At 45.5% G+C, this 16,883-nt stretch carries 16 protein-coding genes; 13 read left to right on the top strand and 3 right to left on the bottom strand.

The window, feature by feature from the left end:
• Window positions 1–141: 141 nt before the first annotated feature.
• The gene (locus MKX75_RS24755) at window positions 142–1,767 is read left to right on the top strand and encodes an ATP-binding cassette domain-containing protein (RefSeq protein WP_062836460.1); all 1,626 of its coding nucleotides are present in this window, start codon (window positions 142–144) and stop codon (window positions 1,765–1,767) included.
• A 116-nt stretch (window positions 1,768–1,883) separates the two neighbouring features.
• Here the strand turns inward: MKX75_RS24755 and MKX75_RS24750 are convergent, their stop codons facing one another.
• Window positions 1,884–2,072 carry a hypothetical protein gene (locus tag MKX75_RS24750; protein ID WP_017692261.1) on the bottom strand — a complete coding sequence of 63 codons (189 nt, stop codon included), beginning with the start codon at window positions 2,070–2,072 and terminating at the stop codon, window positions 1,884–1,886.
• Window positions 2,073–2,362: 290 nt separating this feature from the next.
• Here MKX75_RS24750 and MKX75_RS24745 point away from each other — a divergent pair, with 290 nt between their 5' ends.
• A complete protein-coding gene (locus MKX75_RS24745; protein ID WP_062836461.1) occupies window positions 2,363–3,250 on the top strand; it encodes a cation diffusion facilitator family transporter in 888 nt (295 codons plus the stop codon).
• A 90-nt stretch (window positions 3,251–3,340) separates the two neighbouring features.
• On the opposite strand, the gene MKX75_RS24740 is transcribed toward MKX75_RS24745, so the two are convergent.
• Both MKX75_RS24740 and MKX75_RS24735 read right to left on the bottom strand, forming a co-directional pair.
• Window positions 3,341–3,853: a hypothetical protein gene (locus tag MKX75_RS24740; protein ID WP_145152345.1), complete on the bottom strand. Its 513-nt coding sequence runs from the start codon at window positions 3,851–3,853 to the stop codon at window positions 3,341–3,343.
• Window positions 3,854–4,225: 372 nt separating this feature from the next.
• Entirely contained in the window at window positions 4,226–4,390 is a 165-nt protein-coding gene (locus MKX75_RS24735) for a DUF1328 domain-containing protein (protein WP_017692264.1), read from the bottom strand.
• 221 nt (window positions 4,391–4,611) lie between these two features.
• On the opposite strand from MKX75_RS24735, the gene MKX75_RS24730 reads away from it, so the two are divergent.
• From MKX75_RS24730 to MKX75_RS24680, 11 genes are all read left to right on the top strand, one after another.
• Window positions 4,612–5,121: a DUF948 domain-containing protein gene (locus tag MKX75_RS24730; RefSeq protein ID WP_339167254.1), complete on the top strand. Its 510-nt coding sequence runs from the start codon at window positions 4,612–4,614 to the stop codon at window positions 5,119–5,121.
• A 68-nt stretch (window positions 5,122–5,189) separates the two neighbouring features.
• A complete protein-coding gene (locus MKX75_RS24725; protein ID WP_076333567.1) occupies window positions 5,190–5,723 on the top strand; it encodes a hypothetical protein in 534 nt (177 codons plus the stop codon).
• Between the two features lie 94 nt (window positions 5,724–5,817).
• A complete protein-coding gene (locus MKX75_RS24720; protein WP_062836465.1) occupies window positions 5,818–6,162 on the top strand; it encodes a general stress protein in 345 nt (114 codons plus the stop codon).
• A 348-nt stretch (window positions 6,163–6,510) separates the two neighbouring features.
• Window positions 6,511–7,680, top strand: coding sequence for a fused response regulator/phosphatase (locus MKX75_RS24715; protein WP_062836466.1), 1,170 nt, complete (start codon window positions 6,511–6,513; stop codon window positions 7,678–7,680).
• On the top strand, window positions 7,677–11,402 hold the full coding sequence (locus MKX75_RS24710; protein ID WP_339167253.1) for a response regulator: 3,726 nt from the start codon (window positions 7,677–7,679) through the stop codon (window positions 11,400–11,402). The genes MKX75_RS24715 and MKX75_RS24710 overlap by 4 nt, the downstream gene beginning before the upstream one ends.
• An 86-nt stretch (window positions 11,403–11,488) precedes the next feature.
• Window positions 11,489–12,361 (top strand): protein-glutamate O-methyltransferase CheR, encoded by an 873-nt coding sequence (locus MKX75_RS24705; protein ID WP_036606984.1) that lies wholly within the window; start codon window positions 11,489–11,491, stop codon window positions 12,359–12,361.
• Window positions 12,362–12,377: 16 nt separating this feature from the next.
• Window positions 12,378–14,054 (top strand): response regulator, encoded by a 1,677-nt coding sequence (locus tag MKX75_RS24700; protein ID WP_339167252.1) that lies wholly within the window; start codon window positions 12,378–12,380, stop codon window positions 14,052–14,054.
• A gap of 86 nt (window positions 14,055–14,140) precedes the next feature.
• Window positions 14,141–14,479, top strand: a complete 339-nt coding sequence (locus tag MKX75_RS24695) for an STAS domain-containing protein (RefSeq protein ID WP_017692272.1) — start codon at window positions 14,141–14,143, stop codon at window positions 14,477–14,479.
• A gap of 18 nt (window positions 14,480–14,497) precedes the next feature.
• Complete coding sequence (gene rsbW / locus MKX75_RS24690) at window positions 14,498–14,950, top strand: anti-sigma B factor RsbW (RefSeq protein WP_062836469.1); 453 nt, start codon at window positions 14,498–14,500, stop codon at window positions 14,948–14,950.
• Window positions 14,947–15,720 (top strand): sigma-70 family RNA polymerase sigma factor, encoded by a 774-nt coding sequence (locus MKX75_RS24685; protein ID WP_062836470.1) that lies wholly within the window; start codon window positions 14,947–14,949, stop codon window positions 15,718–15,720. The genes rsbW and MKX75_RS24685 overlap by 4 nt, the downstream gene beginning before the upstream one ends.
• Window positions 15,721–15,821: 101 nt before the next feature.
• Complete coding sequence (locus MKX75_RS24680; protein ID WP_339167250.1) at window positions 15,822–16,883, top strand: magnesium transporter CorA family protein; 1,062 nt, start codon at window positions 15,822–15,824, stop codon at window positions 16,881–16,883.

Raw genomic sequence — 16,883 nt, 5'->3', positions numbered from 1 at the left:
AAAAGCGGCCAATTTTCGAATTTGCCGCTTTTTTGTGTTATAATATGGTGCCAGAATAGGCATCGGGATATTGAATCCATGATTTACGCAACTTGCTATTCATGCAGTATGCAGATTAACCAATAAAGGATGGTATGCTTAATGATCAGTACAAGCGGCATCACGCTCCGCTACGGAAAACGTGCACTTTTTGAAGATGTAAATATCAAATTCACGCCAGGAAACTGTTACGGCCTGATCGGCGCCAACGGAGCCGGCAAATCAACATTCTTGAAAATTTTGTCCGGTGAAATTGAATCAAACTCGGGAGAGGTGCACATCACCCCGGGCGAACGTATGGCCGTTTTGAAGCAAAACCACTTTGAATATGATGAGTATCCGGTTCTCGAAACCGTAATTATGGGCCATAGTCGTCTCTATGCCATTATGAAAGAAAAAGATACGCTGTATGCTAAAGCGGATTTCACTGAAGAAGACGGCCTGCGTGCAGGTGAGCTTGAAGGTGAATTTGCCGAGTTGAACGGCTGGGATGCTGAGCCGGATGCAGCAGCACTCCTGATCGGTCTGGGTATCGACCGTGACATGCACGATAAGAAAATGAATGAACTGAGTGGTAACGAAAAAGTTCGTGTCCTGCTTGCACAAGCATTGTTTGGTCGTCCAAACAACCTGTTGCTCGATGAGCCTACCAACCACTTGGATCTCGAATCCATTCAATGGCTTGAGAACTTCTTGATGGACTATGAAGGTACTGTCATTGTGGTATCCCATGACCGTCACTTCCTGAACAAAGTATGTACGCATATTGCGGATATTGACTTTGGTAAAATCCAGCTGTACGTAGGTAACTATGACTTCTGGTACGAGTCCAGCCAATTGGCACTTGCTTTGCAACGTGATGCCAACAAGAAAAAAGAAGAGAAGATTAAAGAGCTTCAAGCCTTTATTCAACGTTTCTCGGCGAATGCCTCGAAATCAAAGCAGGCGACTTCCCGGAAGAAACAACTCGACAAAATTACGCTGGATGACCTTCGTCCATCGAACCGTAAATATCCATTTATCAACTTCAAACCTGAGCGTGAAGCCGGTAAACAATTGTTGACCGTAGATCGCATCAGCAAATCCATTGATGGTGTAAACATGCTGAATGATATCAGCTTTGTCGTGAACAAAGGGGATAAAATTGCATTTGTTGGCCCGAATGGTAATGCCAAGTCACTGTTGTTTGATATTCTTATGGGTGAAACGGAATTGGATAGCGGCGAATACACTTGGGGCGTAACAACAACTCAAGCTTATTTCCCGAAAGACAACTCCAAGTATTTTGACGGTGTAGACATGACGCTCGTGGATTGGCTCCGTCAATATTCCAAAGATCAGGATGAAACGTATCTGCGTGGATTCTTGGGACGTATGCTGTTCTCTGGTGAGGAATCCTTGAAAAAGGCAAGTGTACTGTCCGGGGGCGAGAAAGTTCGCTGTATGCTGGCGAAAATGATGCAGACTGGTGCTAACGCATTGATTCTGGATGAGCCTACGAACCACTTGGATCTCGAATCCATTACAGCGCTGAACAATGGCATGATTGATTTTGACGGCACAATGCTGTTTACATCCCATGACCATCAGTTCATCCAAACGATTGCTAACCGGATTATCGAAATTACGCCGAATGGCATCATTGATCGCCAAATGAGCTATGACGAATATCTGGAAAGTGATGAAATCAAAGAACTGCGTAATAAAATGTATCCGGTAGAAGCTTAAAATAAGTCTGAATTACAGGTACATTATGTATAGGAACACAAAAGAACCGCAAGCCTCTCGGAAGAGGGCTTGCGGTTCTTTTTGCAATCCAATGGCTTTTTCTGAGGCTCTAAGACCTAAGATCCACCAGTACGGCGACGTTGGTTGTTAGGTTTCTTGTTGTTTTGACTCTTCATCGCTTTAGGTCCGCCTTCAAAGTAGGCGCTGGATTGGTTACCGGAATTTGCTTGTTCTTTCTTTTGCGCCAGCTTCTGGCGTATAGCATCCTGCAAACTGACCTTTTTCGGTTCGTTATTTTCGCTCATCGTTATTTCCCTCCCGGTCTTACAGTAAGCCGTCCAGATTGGACGGGATGTACCTATTTTATACGTTTTACAAAAGCCCCACAAGGGCAACCTGATAAAATGCTCAAATCCTTTGATTTGACCCAGGCCAACATTCTTTCTCATCGCCTACAGCCCTGCCGTCTGGCAACTTTGTTTCGGCTTGCCTACAGCAATGCAGCCTGGCAACACTGTTTCTGTAGACCCACACGCTCCGCATTTGGTAACATGGAAAAACCGTAATACGAAACGTTAAAGGAGTGTCGCCCGGTTTGAACGCTTATGAAGAAATACGAAAAGGGGAGCGAGGGGCTTGGGTTAGCATCGTAGCCTATCTCGTCTTGTCCGCCTTTAAGCTGATCTGTGGATATTTATTTGCTTCCAGCGCATTGCTGGCGGATGGTTTTAATAACCTTACGGACATTGTGGCATCCGTTGCTGTACTGATCGGGCTTCGGATCTCCCAGAAACCACCTGATTCGGATCATGCTTATGGTCATTTTAGAGCGGAAACTGTTGCTGCCTTGGTAGCTTCATTTATTATGGCTATGGTTGGTCTGCAAGTATTGGTTGAAGCCGTTCGTTCTTGGTATGAAGGCGCCTTTGTTGCTCCGAATCTGTGGGCGGCAGCGGTGGCTGTGGTCTGTGCGGTCGTGATGTTAGGCGTATATCGTTACAATCACCGTCTGGCTAAACAAATTAACAGTCAGGCACTGATGGCTGCGGCCAAAGATAATCGTTCGGATGCATGGGTCAGTATAGGCGCTGCAGTTGGGATTATAGGTGCGCAGTTCGGACTTCCTTGGCTGGATAAAGTAGCTGCGATTGCTGTAGGTTTGTTGATCTGCAAGACGGCTTGGGAGATTTTCCGGGATTCAACTCATCGTCTGACGGATGGATTTGATCAGAAAGAACTGACGGATCTTAGATCCTCCGTGGCTCGGGTTCCCGGCGTTGAGATGATCAAGGATGTGAAGGCACGTGTGCATGGCAGTCATGTACTTGTGGATGTGGTGATTGAAGTGGACGGAGGCCTAAGCCTGATTGAAGGCCATCAGATCTGTGACCGAGTGGAAGAGCGGTTGAAGCGATCGCATAACATCATGCATGTGCATGTGCATGTGGAACCGAAAATGGATGAAGTCACGGGAAACCCTTGAACAGGGCGTGAACATGTTGGAAAATCAAAAGAGGACAGCCGCATAATGCGCGCTGTCCTCTTTACTTATCGTTAGAACGATTATACGATATTATTGAATGGCAACGTGGATCCACGCTTTGCCTTTCCACGTGTATACTTGCACCCACTCGCCACCGTCGAATCCGTCAACCACTTCACCTGTTGTGTCGATGACTTGGGAGCTCAGTGCACCGATTGGTTTACCGTTAGGTGCATCGTAGAACCAAGTGCGCTCAAGCAAGTTCAGCAACATTGTAGGTACCAGTACTTCATCGCCTGGTTTTACAAGTGGCTCTTCAAACATTTTGTCATCTGTAGTCGTAGCTGGAGTTTCTGTTTCCGTTGTCGTTGAAGTGCCTTCTGTGGCTGTCGATTCTGTTGTTGTACCTGTTACCGTCTCAGCAGAACCTTCTACTGTTTCTACAGCAGGTTTGTTCACTTCAACAGCAGGAGTTGTTGTTGTCGTAGCTTCTGTTCCTGTTTCCGGAGTCACTGTTCCAGTAACCGCTTCCTCAGCACCAGCAGCGGCAGCCATCGAACCCATCAACGTTAATGCAGCGGCAAAACTTACGATTTTTTTCATTTGTAATTCCTCCTCGGTTTGTTATGTAATTTGTTGTCCTGTGTTAAAAGTAACCAAGCGAGCTACCCTATGAATCACAAATTATAACAATATTTTCTTGCATTCTCCAGTGTCAACTGGCGCATATGTGGGTATATAGCAAGCCTGTAAATATCATACTTCGGTGGGATAAAACCGGGTTGGCTATCTCAAAAAAGTCCTGTTTTTAGCGATTCAGTGGGCGATCGGATTGGAATAAAGCAGGAGGGAGTGCAATACATAATATAGAAAAGTTGACCTATGCCTGAACGCACAAAAGCCAATCGGCTTGGTAGCACGATCGGCTTTTGTATGTATTCGTTATTCAGCATTCAGTCATAACAGAGACTGCGGTTATCGCATTCGGCTGCGTCCCGTAATAAGGGAGATTACGAACAGTACTACAAAGATGAAGAAGAGTACTTTAGCGATTGAAGCAGCTGCTTCAACAATACCGAAGAATCCGAAAATACCTGCTACCAGTGCAATAATCAGAAATAATACAGACCATTTCAACATGAGGTTTCATCCTTTCGTTTACTTTAATTGTGGAGTGAGTTGTGTTCACCTCACCGCCTTGTGTAGTCTAACTTTAACCGGGGGTTATCCGGTTGAAACATTGGTTTTTTTTCCAAACGCGGGCATAGTTGAAGTAAGCTGTTATTTTGTTTCGTCCGGGAAATCGCCGGGTAACTATAGCAATAACAAACTGATGCACATATGGAAAGAGAGGTTCTTCTATGATCTATCAAATTAGCGTGGCCCTGATTGCAGTGGCATTTGCAGTACTGGTTTTCTTTTTAATTCGTACTTTGAAATCCGCCCAAGGTTCTTTGGACAATGTCTCACAGACATTGCAGGAGGTACAGAAGACCATTGATGAACTTAGTTATGAAGTGAAGCAGACGGTACGACATGCCAATGATATTACGGTGGATGTACAGCACAAAATGAAAAAAATTGATCCTGTTATGGAATCTGTTGAGAATCTGGGAGAAGTGTTGAATGAAGTGACGGCAGCAGCGAAACAAGTCTCCACGACGCTGATGGCGAAGTTTCAGACCAAACGTAACAACACTGAACAGACCAAGCATGCTGAAGAGGTTCATGTAACTGCACCGCCTGCTACATCAACGGATCGTACTCTGCAATCCTATGAAGCTACATATTATGGTGATGCTAAGGGCGGGAAAAACTGGATGAAGTATATTGATGTTGCAGCGAATGTATGGCAAAGGATGCGTAAATAACATGATCGCTTTGTAATCCAAAAAGAAACCTTCAGAGCGGTGATGAACCTTATGAAAGGGTGAGAATCATGATGAAACTACTGCTTGTGATGTTTAGCGTAATTTCTCCCTTTTCCGTTCAACCGGCAGCGGTACCCGCTGCTCACGATATGCAATGGACGGCAATGGAAGAGAAGGCGTCAGAGGTGACTCTGGCTGTTGATCGATCCGAGACTTTCCAGCATTTTCGGACTCTGAATGGCGTTTCTCTGGATGACACCATGAACGATTTGTTGGCCAAGAAGGGCCAGCCGGTGCATAAGCAGGAAGATCCTTATCTGGGGTGCCCTGAATATCACTTTCACGATGTGAAGGTTGGCTTGTGTGAAGATACGGATGTCATTCAATATGTGCATATCGATGCATCTGAGGATCACATCAAGTTAAATGGGCAGAGAATCGAGATGAATATTGAAGCGATCCATCAAGCTTTAGGCAAACCCTATTATGTGGCTGAGGACGGAGAAGTATTTCTCCGTGGAGACCAGGCTCTAAAGGTATATATGAAGTCAGGCTCTAGTCAGATCGACGGCATTGATCTTTTTGATGACACGGTTTCCTAGGATTGGTTATTATTGAATCGTTTCAATCCCAGATAGTATGGTTATATACTAAGTAGCTCGATAAAGAAGATTAAATCAGAGGAGAGTGGAAACGATGAATTCAACCAATGCGCAAGCTTATGCAAAAGTGGTAGAAAACGGAGTCCAGGCGGTAGAAGCGGTGAAAGAATTGCAGATTACCGGATACCTTGCTGATCATATCTTTGTTCTCGCCCATGAGAAGGATCGTACAGATCGAATTGCCGATACAGCAGATGCCAAAGAAATTGGCATTAAGGAAGAAGGCGTATTTGATTCCTTGGCGAATCTGTTCCGCTCACGTGGTGATGAACTCCGGGCCAAAATTGTATCGATGGGCTTTACCGAAGCCGAGGCCGACTTCTACGAGAGTGAACTTGACAAGGGTAAAGTGCTTGTTATTGCTAAAAAGAAAGATTAACCGATATACATCGCAAGTTGAAGCTTGCTGAACATGGACGAGCTTCTGAATCACTTCTGTAAAATGCTTAATCAAAAACATAGATAAGGAATGGGGCTTTCCCCATTCCTTATCTATGTTTTTGCAAGTTTGGAAGCGGGATCAGGACGCTGCAAAAACAGGGTGGTCGCGGGGAAAATCCCCTACGATGGTGCCATTTACTGATAGAAGTTTTTTGATTTTAAGATTATAGTTATACTAGGAATTATTATGTCTACCGCCGTTTTGTATGCAAAATTTGTATAATCAACGTTCGTTTTAATCTAATAAGAATCGACAAACCCGGACGCCACAGATAAGGAGATATCAATGAGAATACTTATTGTTGACGACAATCCGACGAATGTCATTATCATTCGAGAAATTCTGAAAAAAGAAAACTATCGTGACATTGTAACGGCAAGTTCCGCTATGGAAATGTTTGAAGTTTTGGGAATTGGGGAGGAAAGCAACGAACCACGTCCAAGACCGTCGGATATTGACCTGATTTTGCTAGATATGATGATGCCTGAGATGGATGGTATCGAAGCCTGCAGTATTGTGCAGAAATTTGAAAATCTGAAGGATATACCGATTATTATGGTGACTGCCATCGGTGACTCCAAGAAACTTGCCGAAGCATTGGATGCAGGCGCATCCGATTATGTGACCAAACCGATTAACAAAGTCGAACTGATGGCGAGAATTCGACTCGCGCTTCGTTTGAAACAGGAGAAGGATTGGCATAAAGAGCGTGATCAACGCATTCAGGATGAGCTGAAGCTGGCAGCAATGGTCCAAAATGCCGTATTAAGTCCGGCAATCCGTGATCCACTGTTTCAAGTGCATGCCATCTATAAACCATCATTTGAGCTTGCGGGGGACCTCTATTCATGGTATCCACTTGGGGAAGGCCGTTACGGAGTACTCTTGCTCGACATGATGGGACATGGAATATCTTCATCCTTGTTTACCATGTTTATTGCTTCTGTGTTGAAAGATACGGTCACGACCTATGTCGATCCAGAGAAGGTCATTCAGGAGCTGAACCGCCGCTTTAACCAGCTCCATCTAGAGAAACAATTGGTGCAGTACTATTTCACGGCAATCTATCTGGTCGTTGATACACGGATGAAGCGTATTGATTATGTTAACGCAGGGCATCCACCTGCTTTATTTTTCCGAAACGACGGCAGTGTGACTACATTTGACAGCGTCTGCTGTCCGGTTGGGTTATTTGACAAAATGGACATTGAACCACAAACGATTCATTACGAGGGTGATGGGCATATTGCACTCTATACGGATGGATTATTGGAAGCTGTTCAGGGTGGGCAGGAGGAGCAACACGAATTCCTGGTCGAAAAACTGACCGGCTCACATCAATGGAATGAAGCTGCCATGCAGGCATTATTTTTCGACGACGAAATTCCCCAGGAACGGGATGATGATAAATGTCTGGTCTGGATTACTTTGGATAAAGGAGCGGGGGCTGAATGAAGATCAGGAATAAACTGCTGATTGGCTTTACCGCTCTAATGGCCATTTTGATCGTACTCACGTTTGTGAGCTATGAACGGCTGAACAGCAGTAATCAGCAGATTGATCAGATGTATCAGGAGCGTTATCTCAAAGTAAGGTTCACTTCTGCTGCACGTGGAGAGGTTAATGACATTGCCAAAGTGCTGGCTAACTTGCTATTAAATCCGAACAATTCGATTAGTGCAGCTGACGGTGACCTCAAGGAGATGAAAGATCGGGGTGACGGTTATCTCGAAGAAGTAAGAAACCGGGCGGACAGTGCACCTGAGCATCAGCTGGTGGATCGTGTGAATTCGGCGTGGACTGCTTATACATCCTACGCAACGAGACAGATCAGTCTGATGTCCCAAAACCGGGTAGAAGATGCGAATAACTACCGCAATGCAACAGGACTCGCGGTGCAAAAAGAGGCTGTGGATAGTTTGAATGCTCTTTCCCGCTATCAGGATCAAGAGATTGATGCCGAGATCAAGGACGCTAACGCAGCGTATACGAGAGCAGTGCAGATCACCATAAGTATCATGATTGCCGGACTGTTGCTGGCGTTGGGTGTCATTATGTGGGTGCTGCCTAGTATTACACGGGGTCTGAATACCGTATCGATGATGATCACCAGTTTCGGTAAAGGCCGCTATCGTACAATCCGGCGCATCCAGGTCAAGTCGACGGACGAGATTGGTCAGATTGCCACAGTATTCAAAGATGTATCCAGCGATCTGGAAGAAAAACTGGAAGTCGAGAAAGCCTATGTGCAGGCTCAACAGGATCAGAACTGGATGAGTTCGAACATTGCAAGAGTTCCGGAGCTACTTCGGGGCATTGGTTCCATTCGACAAATTTCACAGATGTTTATCAGTGAGTTCACACCTGTGCTTGGTGCTCAGTTGGGTGTCGTGTATCTGGTCGATGAGGAGAAACATCCCGACGAACTGAGACGCTACGGTGCTTATGCATTCGAAGAGAACGAAGACGTTGGTAAAGAAATGTACCGGATCGGTGAAGGTCTGATTGGTCAAGCTGCGCTGGATATGACACCGATTGTTCTGGAAAATACGCCGGAAGATTACGTGCATATTGGTTCAGCTTCAGGTTCAACACGTGCTGCGGGTATCATGATCTATCCTGTCGTGTTCGAAGATGAATTGATTGGTGTTGTTGAACTGGCTTCCTTTGAAGGCTTCAATGAACTGCACAAACAATTGTTCTCTCAACTGATCATGAACCTGGGCGTTATTCTGAATAACGTTCGGCGTCGTTTGCGTGTGGAGGAGCTGCTTCGTGAATCCCAGACACTGACAGAGGAACTACAGGTTCAGTCGGAAGAATTGCAGACACAGCAAGAAGAACTGCGCCGTTCCAATGAGAATCTGGAGGAGCAGACAGAGGCGCTTAAACGTTCCGAAGAACTGCTGCAGCGCCAGCAGGAAGAGCTGGAGCATTTTAATACCGAGCTTATTGCCAAAACGCGGGCGCTTGAAGAGCAGGTACGTGAAGTCGAAGAGAAGAATGACGAAATTGAGAAAACGAAGACACAATTGGAACAGCAAGCTACACAGCTGTCGATGACAAGCAAGTACAAGTCGGAATTTTTGGCGAATATGTCGCATGAACTCCGTACGCCACTGAACAGCCTACTCATTTTGTCTCAATTATTGTCGGAGAACAAGGGTGGAAATCTGACTGACAAGCAGCAGGAATACGCACAAACCATCTACATGTCGGGTGCGGATCTGCTGAAGATGATTGATGAGATTCTGGATCTGTCCAAAGTGGACGCAGGCAAGATGGATATCAATTATGAGACGGTTCGAATGGAAGAGTTGACCAGCTTTGTTCAGCAAAACTTTGGACCGATGGCAAATAAAAAAGAGCTGAATTTGAACATCGAGTTTGACAGCGATTTACCGGAATGGGTCTACACCGACAGTCATCGCGTCAAACAGATTCTACGGAATTTGTTGTCGAACGCCTTCAAGTTTACCAATCGTGGTTCGGTCAGTCTAATTGGACGACGGATGAAACCGGAAGAACTGCCGGGTTACATGAATACGAATCAGGAATATCTCGGATTTAGTGTAAAAGACACCGGCATTGGTATTCCATCGGATAAGACGGATCTGATCTTTGAAGCGTTCCAGCAAGTGGATGGGACAACAAGTCGGAAATACGGCGGAACGGGTCTGGGATTGTCCATTAGCAGGGAACTGGCACGTTTGCTTGGTGGTGCAATACAGGTGGAATCATCCGAGGGAGAAGGTAGTTGCTTTACCTTGTACTTGCCGGATAATCATGAAGAGGAAGCCCTGGCCGAGGAAGGTGCTTCAAAAGAAGCTGCAGTATCTTCAGAGGCGCTGTATGAACAGTCCATGGAAACACGGACCATGCTTTCAAGTCATCAATCCATTCTCTCTCCTGATCCAGAGCGTAGCGTAGGTACGGACCTATCTCCTAGCCATACGCCTGAAGTAACGCAGATCGAAGATGATCGTGAAAATCTGATGGAAGGTGACAAAATCCTTCTCATTATTGAGGATGACGTGAACTTTGCACATATTTTGATGGATATGGCCAGAGGAAGAGGATTCAAGGCACTTGTTGCCCTGCAAGGGGATAAAGGACTTGAAATGGCACGTCAATATCTCCCGGATGCGATTATTCTGGATATTCAATTGCCGGTTATGGATGGTTGGACCATTCTGGGCGAGCTGAAGAGCAGTTCGGCAACACGCCACATCCCGGTACATGTAATTTCGGTCATTGATGATATGAAGCAAGGTCTGATGATGGGCGCTATCGCGTATCTGAAAAAACCTTCCAGCAAGGATTCACTGGATAAAGCTTTCTCGCATATCAAATCCTATACCGAGAATCAGTTGAAACAATTGTTGATTGTGGAAGATGATGAGATTCAGCGTAAAGCCATTATTGAATTGATTGGTCATGACGATGTGGCAATCACAGCAGTATCCACAGGCAGTGAGGCTTTGAATGAGTTACACACCCAGCGTTATGACTGCATGGTACTGGATCTGATGTTAACAGATATGACCGGATTCGAGTTGCTCGACCAGATTCGGGATGATGAATATCTGAACGATCTGCCGATTATAATTTATACAGGCAAAGAACTGGATTCCAAGGAAGAAATGAAGCTGCGTAAATATGCGGAATCCATCATTATCAAGGATGTGAAGTCACCGGAACGTTTGCTGGATGAAACTACATTGTTCCTGCATCGGGTAGAAGCCAATTTGCCGGAAGATAAGCGTCGAATCTTGCAAAAGCTGCACAACAAGGAAACGTTGTTTGAAGGCAAGAAAATATTGCTTGTCGATGACGATATTCGTAATGTATTTGCCCTTTCTAGTGTCCTTGAAGGCTATCGCATGGATGTAACGTTTGCAGAGAACGGCCGTGAGGCTCTGGAGATTTTGGAGAAAAATCCGGAAATTGATCTGGTACTGATGGACATGATGATGCCAGAAATGGACGGTTATGAAGCGATGACACGAATCAGACAAATCCCGCAGTTTGAAAAGTTACCGATTATCGCGCTTACGGCTAAAGCCATGAAAGAGGATCGAGGCAAGTGTATTGAGGCCGGAGCATCTGATTATGTGAAAAAACCGATCCAGACGGATCAATTATTATCCTTAATGCGCGTATGGCTGTATTCGTAAGTTCATTATTCGTAAGTACATTGTTTGGGTAATGAAAGACAATACGACGAATACGCAAGTAACAAATGAAGAAGTGGAGAGAATTTATGACACCGTGGGAACCTACCGAGACGGGGGCAGATTTGGTCCGTATGCCGCAAGATGAAGAGCGCGAGCTGATCGAGATTGAGTTGCTGTTGGAAGGCATGCACCGTTTATATGGATATGATTTTAGAAACTATGCACTGCCATCCCTGAAACGAAGAATCTGGCATCATGCACATGCCGAAGGTGTTAAGAGCATATCCGGGCTGCAGGAGCGTGTGCTTCATGACCGTTCCGCGTTTGAACGGTTTGTACAGAATTTGTCCATCCCTGTGACGGAAATGTTTCGAGATCCCTCGCTTTTCCGAATGTTTCGGGAACAGATTATTCCTATTCTGAGAACCTATCCGTATATCCGAATATGGCATGCGGGTTGCTCTACAGGCGAGGAAGTCTATTCCATGGCCATCATGTTGCATGAGGAAGGGCTGTATGACAAGGCAAGAATCTACGCAACGGATATGAATGATCGCTCATTGCAGCAGGCCAAAGAAGGCGTCTACGGTATTGAGAAAATGAAACTGTTTACTACAAATTATTTGGAGGCAGGGGGTACCAGAGCCTTCTCCGAGTACTATACAGCGAAATATAATTCGGTGATATTTCATCCTTTTCTAAGGAAGAACATCATATTCGCCGAGCACAATCTGGCAACAGACCGGTCATTTAATGAGTTTAATGTTATCTTTTGCCGCAATGTCATGATTTATTTCAATGATGAACTGCGGAACCATGTGCATGGGCTGTTTCACGAGAGCTTGAGCCACTTTGGTATTCTGGTTCTGGGTTCGAAAGAATCGATACATTTTACAGAGTTCAGTGATACCTATGAGCCATTAGACCGGACCGAAAAAATATACCGGAAGATCAAATAGGGGGTTAGGGTTAGCCATGGGGCTCAATGAACCAATCCATATATTATTGGTAGATGACCGCCCTGAGAACTTGCTTGCTCTTGAAGCAGTTCTGGAATCGGAACAATATAAACTCGTTAAGGCAACTTCTGGAGAAGAGGCACTCCGCTGTCTGCTAAAAGACGAATTTGCGGTTATCGTACTTGATGTACAGATGCCTGGAATGGACGGAATTGAGACAGCAAAGTTAATTAAGGCACGGGACAAGTCCAAGGATGTGCCGATCATATTCATCTCTGCGAATAGCAGAGAGGCGGAGCACTTGTTTGCCGGATATTCAGCCGGGGCCATTGATTACATGGTTAAGCCATTTATTCCTCAGATTTTGAAATCGAAGATCGAGGGCTTTGTGGAGATGTTTATCACCAATAAACGATTGAAGACACAGACCATGCTGCTTCACCAGAAGACACAGGAACTGGAGAAGATGAACCAACAACTCATTCAGGCCAAGGAAGAAGCGGAAATTGCAGCCAATGCGAAGACTGAATTTCTGGCGATGATGAGCCATGAGATTCGCACACCGATGAACGGAGTTATCGGCATGGTGGATCTGCTGATGGAGACGGACTTGAAGGACGATCAGAAGGAATACGCGGACATCGTTCGTCGCAGTGCGGATGCACTCGTCACGGTCATCAATGACATTCTTGACTTCACCAAGATGGAATCCGGCAAAATGGAACTTGAAGAGCATCCTTTTGAACTTGTCTCCTGTATTCGGGAAGTGCTGGGATTGTTTGCGGCAGAAGCAGGCAAAAAGAATCTGGAACTGGATTATTTCCTGGAAGATTCGGTCCCTGAATTGATTTATGGAGATATGGCAAGGCTACGCCAGGTTCTCTTGAATCTCATTGCTAATGCGATCAAATTTACCGACCAGGGCGGGGTATATCTGATTGTGTCAGTGAATGAGGAGAAGGACGGACAAATGGCGTTGGAGTTTGCTGTTAAGGACACGGGAATAGGCATAGCGTCAGACAAAGTTGATCGCCTGTTCAAGCCGTTTTCCCAACTGGATACATCCATGACACGTAAGTACGGCGGAACAGGCCTTGGCTTGGCGATCTGCAAGACGCTGGTTGAAATGATGGGTGGACAGATCTATCTCGACACCAAGGAGCAACGGGGAGCAACGTTTGTATTTACGATTCAGGCGAAACGTTATGTAGAAACGGAACTGGTTCAGAGGAACGGGGAAGAGAAGCTGACGGATGTGAAGAATGAGAATAAATATCCCACGGTATTAATTGTGGATGATCATCCCATTAACCAGAAGCTGATGGCGATTATGCTCAGTAAGCTTGGGTTGCTCTCGGACATCGCTGAAGATGGACAGAGCGCACTGGACATGGTCCTGAGCAGCCGTTATCCCTATGACTATGTGTTCATGGATCTGCAGATGCCTGTTATGGACGGTCTGGAGTGCACACGGCGGATACGAGAGAGTCTGTCCCCGTCTACTCAGCCGATCATTATAGCGATGACGGCTAATGTTATGGAAGGCATTCAGCAACGCTGTACTGCCGCAGGCATGGATGATTATATTAGTAAACCGGTGAAGATGGGCAATGTAAAACAGAAAATAGCCCAGTTTCAAAAACAACGCCAAATGTTAAACTCAGGCCCATCTGCCATGAATCATGCCAATTGAAATATTTGCCAAACTTCTTTTTGTTTCACTCGTGCTGAAGTTGGGTTATTAGGTAAGGAAACCATTGATCAGGAGAGAGATGTCTAATGAATACAAATAAGAATGAAAAATTCAATGCAAGAACTGAAACACAGGACGGCGTGTGCACGGTGTATCTGACTGGCGAACTGGATTTGTCAGTTGCTCCTGACTTCCGTTTGGTAATGGAGCCGCTCGTGGATAACAAGGAACAGGATCTTTTGATTAACATGAAAGAATTGAAGTATATCGACAGTACAGGGATTGGTATCCTGTTATCTGTTCTGAAGGCAAGACATGGAATGGAAGCTCGTTTTGAAGTACAGGAAGTTCCTGCGCAAATCCAGAAACTTTTTGATATGACGGGCATCGCCAAATTCTTTGTCACACAGAAGAATTCCCAATAGGAAAGGATCGAAAAAGGAATGAATGCAGAAGTTCAAAGAGTCACCCTTAATCTACCGGCGACAGCTGATTACGTTGATATTGTAAGACTCAATCTTTATGGAGTAGCATCCAAAATGGGATTCTCTTATGAAGACATTGAGGATATGAAAGTGGCTGTATCCGAAGCCTGTAACAACTCTGTACTATATGCCTACTCACACGAAGGCGGCATGGTTGAAGTCGTATTTGAAGTGGACGGCGAAACACTGTCCATTACTGTCAAAGACGAAGGTGCCAGCTTCGAGAATATGAACCCTGCTGTGTCACGTGCCGGTCTTCACGACAAAGAACTGACAGAAGCACAGATTGGCGGACTTGGGTTCTACCTGATGCAAGCCTTGATGGACGATGTCAGTGTGGAAAGTGAGACGGGCAAAGGTACGAAGGTAGTACTCGTAAAACGTCTTGCAAGAAGTGAGGAGAAAGTATGAGTGAAAAAGTGACTCCCCCAGAGTCCATGTCTGAAGCTATAGGTTTGATCTGGGAATACCAGCAGACCCAAGATAATGAAATTGCAACAGTTCTCATCCGTAAATATGAACCGATGGTAAAGATGGCAGCAGGTAAAATTGCTCGGAATCGCCCCGATCTATACGAAGACTTGTATCAGACCGGGCAGATGGCATTGATACGTTTGCTTAAGCAATACGATATCAACCTGGGTATTCCGTTTGAACCTTACGCCATGAAGAGCATGATTGGTCATATGAAGAACTATTTGCGAGATAAATCCTGGTATATTCAGGTGCCCCGGAGGATCAAGGAAAAGGGCGCACTGGTGCAACATGCCATTGATGAGTTAACCGTGAAGCTGGAGCGCTCACCTGGTGTGAACGAGATTGCTGAATACCTTGATTTGACCGCGGAAGAGACGATTGAAGTGCTGGCTGGTCGGGAATGTTATCACTATGTGTCACTGGATTCTCCGTTATCTCAGGATGACAGTGCAGCGACATTGGGTGAGCTGATCAGTGCAGATGTAAATGACTTCGATTCAGTCGAAAAACGGATGGACTTGCAACAGGCATTGGGACAATTGAAGGAACAAGAGCAGAAGGTACTTATTCTAGCATTCCAAGATGGCCAATCTCAGCGGGCAATTGCCCAGAAGCTTGGTGTTTCACAGATGAGTGTATCGCGGATTCAGAAGCGAGCTACAGAGAAGCTGAAACAGATCATGTCGAATGCTTCAATGTTATGATAAAAGAATCCCTGATGTTGTTGAGTACGGCATAAAAAAGGACACGTAATTGCACTGAAATGCATACGTGTCCTTTTTGGGATCGAAAAGATGGGTATGCGATGAACGAACTAAGTGCAGGAGTGGATAATGTGATTGTGGATCAAATGAAGCTGGAAGCTCGCCGCGACAAGTTATCTTGCTCGGACCAGTGGCAATGGTGGGATTGGGTTGCACCTGACCCTGCCAACATGAGTGATGCTTTGGAGGAGCTGACAGAGGCATTTCCGGAAATGGAGTATTGGCTTCATAAAATTCCGGAAGTCGAATCGAATTATTTGTCCGTCCGTTTCGTGAATGGTACAGAGCCCGTCTTATTTGGCTCCTTGTTGTATGCGATCAAGAATGAGAGAGATGACAAACGCCAGGATAATCAGATGTTTTTCTATGTCGATCGCAATAACCTGGTTACCTTGAACATGGATGACAATACACGAGGCATTATGAAGACGGATGAGCGCGCACATATGTTACAGCAATGTAGTGAGGCCAGGGATGGGATGTTTGTACTTTTTCGAGCTATACTGCATTACTACCATGTTGGGATGGATCATTTTGAGATGAACCTGCGTGATTTGGAGCGGAAGATGGAATCCCGAAATGCCCGTACCTTGATGGACCAGATTCTCGCCGCTCGATTTGAATTGTTGTACTGGAGCAATCTGTTTATTCCCTACTCGGAACTGATGGCTGCTGCCCATGAGGCTTACCTCAGCGAAATCAACGAAAATCGGTACTTCCAACAGCTTCAACATCGAGTAGAGCGAATGGAACGTTTGTTTAGTCACTACGAGAAAGAGATCGATACGTTAATCTCCATTGATAATGCGATCTCTGGTGTACGCGGGAACGAGATTATGAAGACGCTGACCATTGTCACCGCTGTGTTCATACCCGCCACGGCAGCTGGCGCAATCTGGGGGATGAACTTTGAGAACCTGCCCTTTATCGATAAATCATGGGGAGTTGTACTGGTCCTTATCGTCATTATCTTAAGCATGATCAGCATGTATGTATGGCTGATGATGAAAGGATGGACAGGAGATCTGCTCAAAGTAAAATCATCACAGTCTACTGCCGAAGAAGGACAGAGTAGAGGAGCGACCGGAAAGCGTAAGACTTGA

Source organism: Paenibacillus sp. FSL R5-0341, from assembly GCF_037975235.1.
GTDB lineage: Bacteria > Bacillota > Bacilli > Paenibacillales > Paenibacillaceae > Paenibacillus > Paenibacillus amylolyticus_A.
Note: the sequence above shows the minus strand (reverse complement) of the source record. Positions and strands in the feature narration are given on the sequence as shown.

Excerpts from the sequence above, each read along its gene's own strand:
- MKX75_RS24755 (WP_062836460.1), top strand. The coding sequence starts at position 142 with ATGATCAGTACAAGCGGCATCACGCTCCGCTACGGAAAACGTGCACTT.
- MKX75_RS24750 (WP_017692261.1), bottom strand. The coding sequence starts at position 2,072 with ATGAGCGAAAATAACGAACCGAAAAAGGTCAGTTTGCAGGATGCTATA.
- MKX75_RS24740 (WP_145152345.1), bottom strand. The coding sequence starts at position 3,853 with ATGAAAAAAATCGTAAGTTTTGCCGCTGCATTAACGTTGATGGGTTCG.
- MKX75_RS24735 (WP_017692264.1), bottom strand. The coding sequence starts at position 4,390 with ATGTTGAAATGGTCTGTATTATTTCTGATTATTGCACTGGTAGCAGGT.
- MKX75_RS24730 (WP_339167254.1), top strand. The coding sequence starts at position 4,612 with ATGATCTATCAAATTAGCGTGGCCCTGATTGCAGTGGCATTTGCAGTA.
- MKX75_RS24725 (WP_076333567.1), top strand. The coding sequence starts at position 5,190 with ATGATGAAACTACTGCTTGTGATGTTTAGCGTAATTTCTCCCTTTTCC.
- MKX75_RS24720 (WP_062836465.1), top strand. The coding sequence starts at position 5,818 with ATGAATTCAACCAATGCGCAAGCTTATGCAAAAGTGGTAGAAAACGGA.
- MKX75_RS24715 (WP_062836466.1), top strand. The coding sequence starts at position 6,511 with ATGAGAATACTTATTGTTGACGACAATCCGACGAATGTCATTATCATT.
- MKX75_RS24710 (WP_339167253.1), top strand. The coding sequence starts at position 7,677 with ATGAAGATCAGGAATAAACTGCTGATTGGCTTTACCGCTCTAATGGCC.
- MKX75_RS24705 (WP_036606984.1), top strand. The coding sequence starts at position 11,489 with ATGACACCGTGGGAACCTACCGAGACGGGGGCAGATTTGGTCCGTATG.
- MKX75_RS24700 (WP_339167252.1), top strand. The coding sequence starts at position 12,378 with ATGGGGCTCAATGAACCAATCCATATATTATTGGTAGATGACCGCCCT.
- MKX75_RS24695 (WP_017692272.1), top strand. The coding sequence starts at position 14,141 with ATGAATACAAATAAGAATGAAAAATTCAATGCAAGAACTGAAACACAG.
- rsbW (WP_062836469.1), top strand. The coding sequence starts at position 14,498 with ATGAATGCAGAAGTTCAAAGAGTCACCCTTAATCTACCGGCGACAGCT.
- MKX75_RS24685 (WP_062836470.1), top strand. The coding sequence starts at position 14,947 with ATGAGTGAAAAAGTGACTCCCCCAGAGTCCATGTCTGAAGCTATAGGT.
- MKX75_RS24680 (WP_339167250.1), top strand. The coding sequence starts at position 15,822 with ATGAACGAACTAAGTGCAGGAGTGGATAATGTGATTGTGGATCAAATG.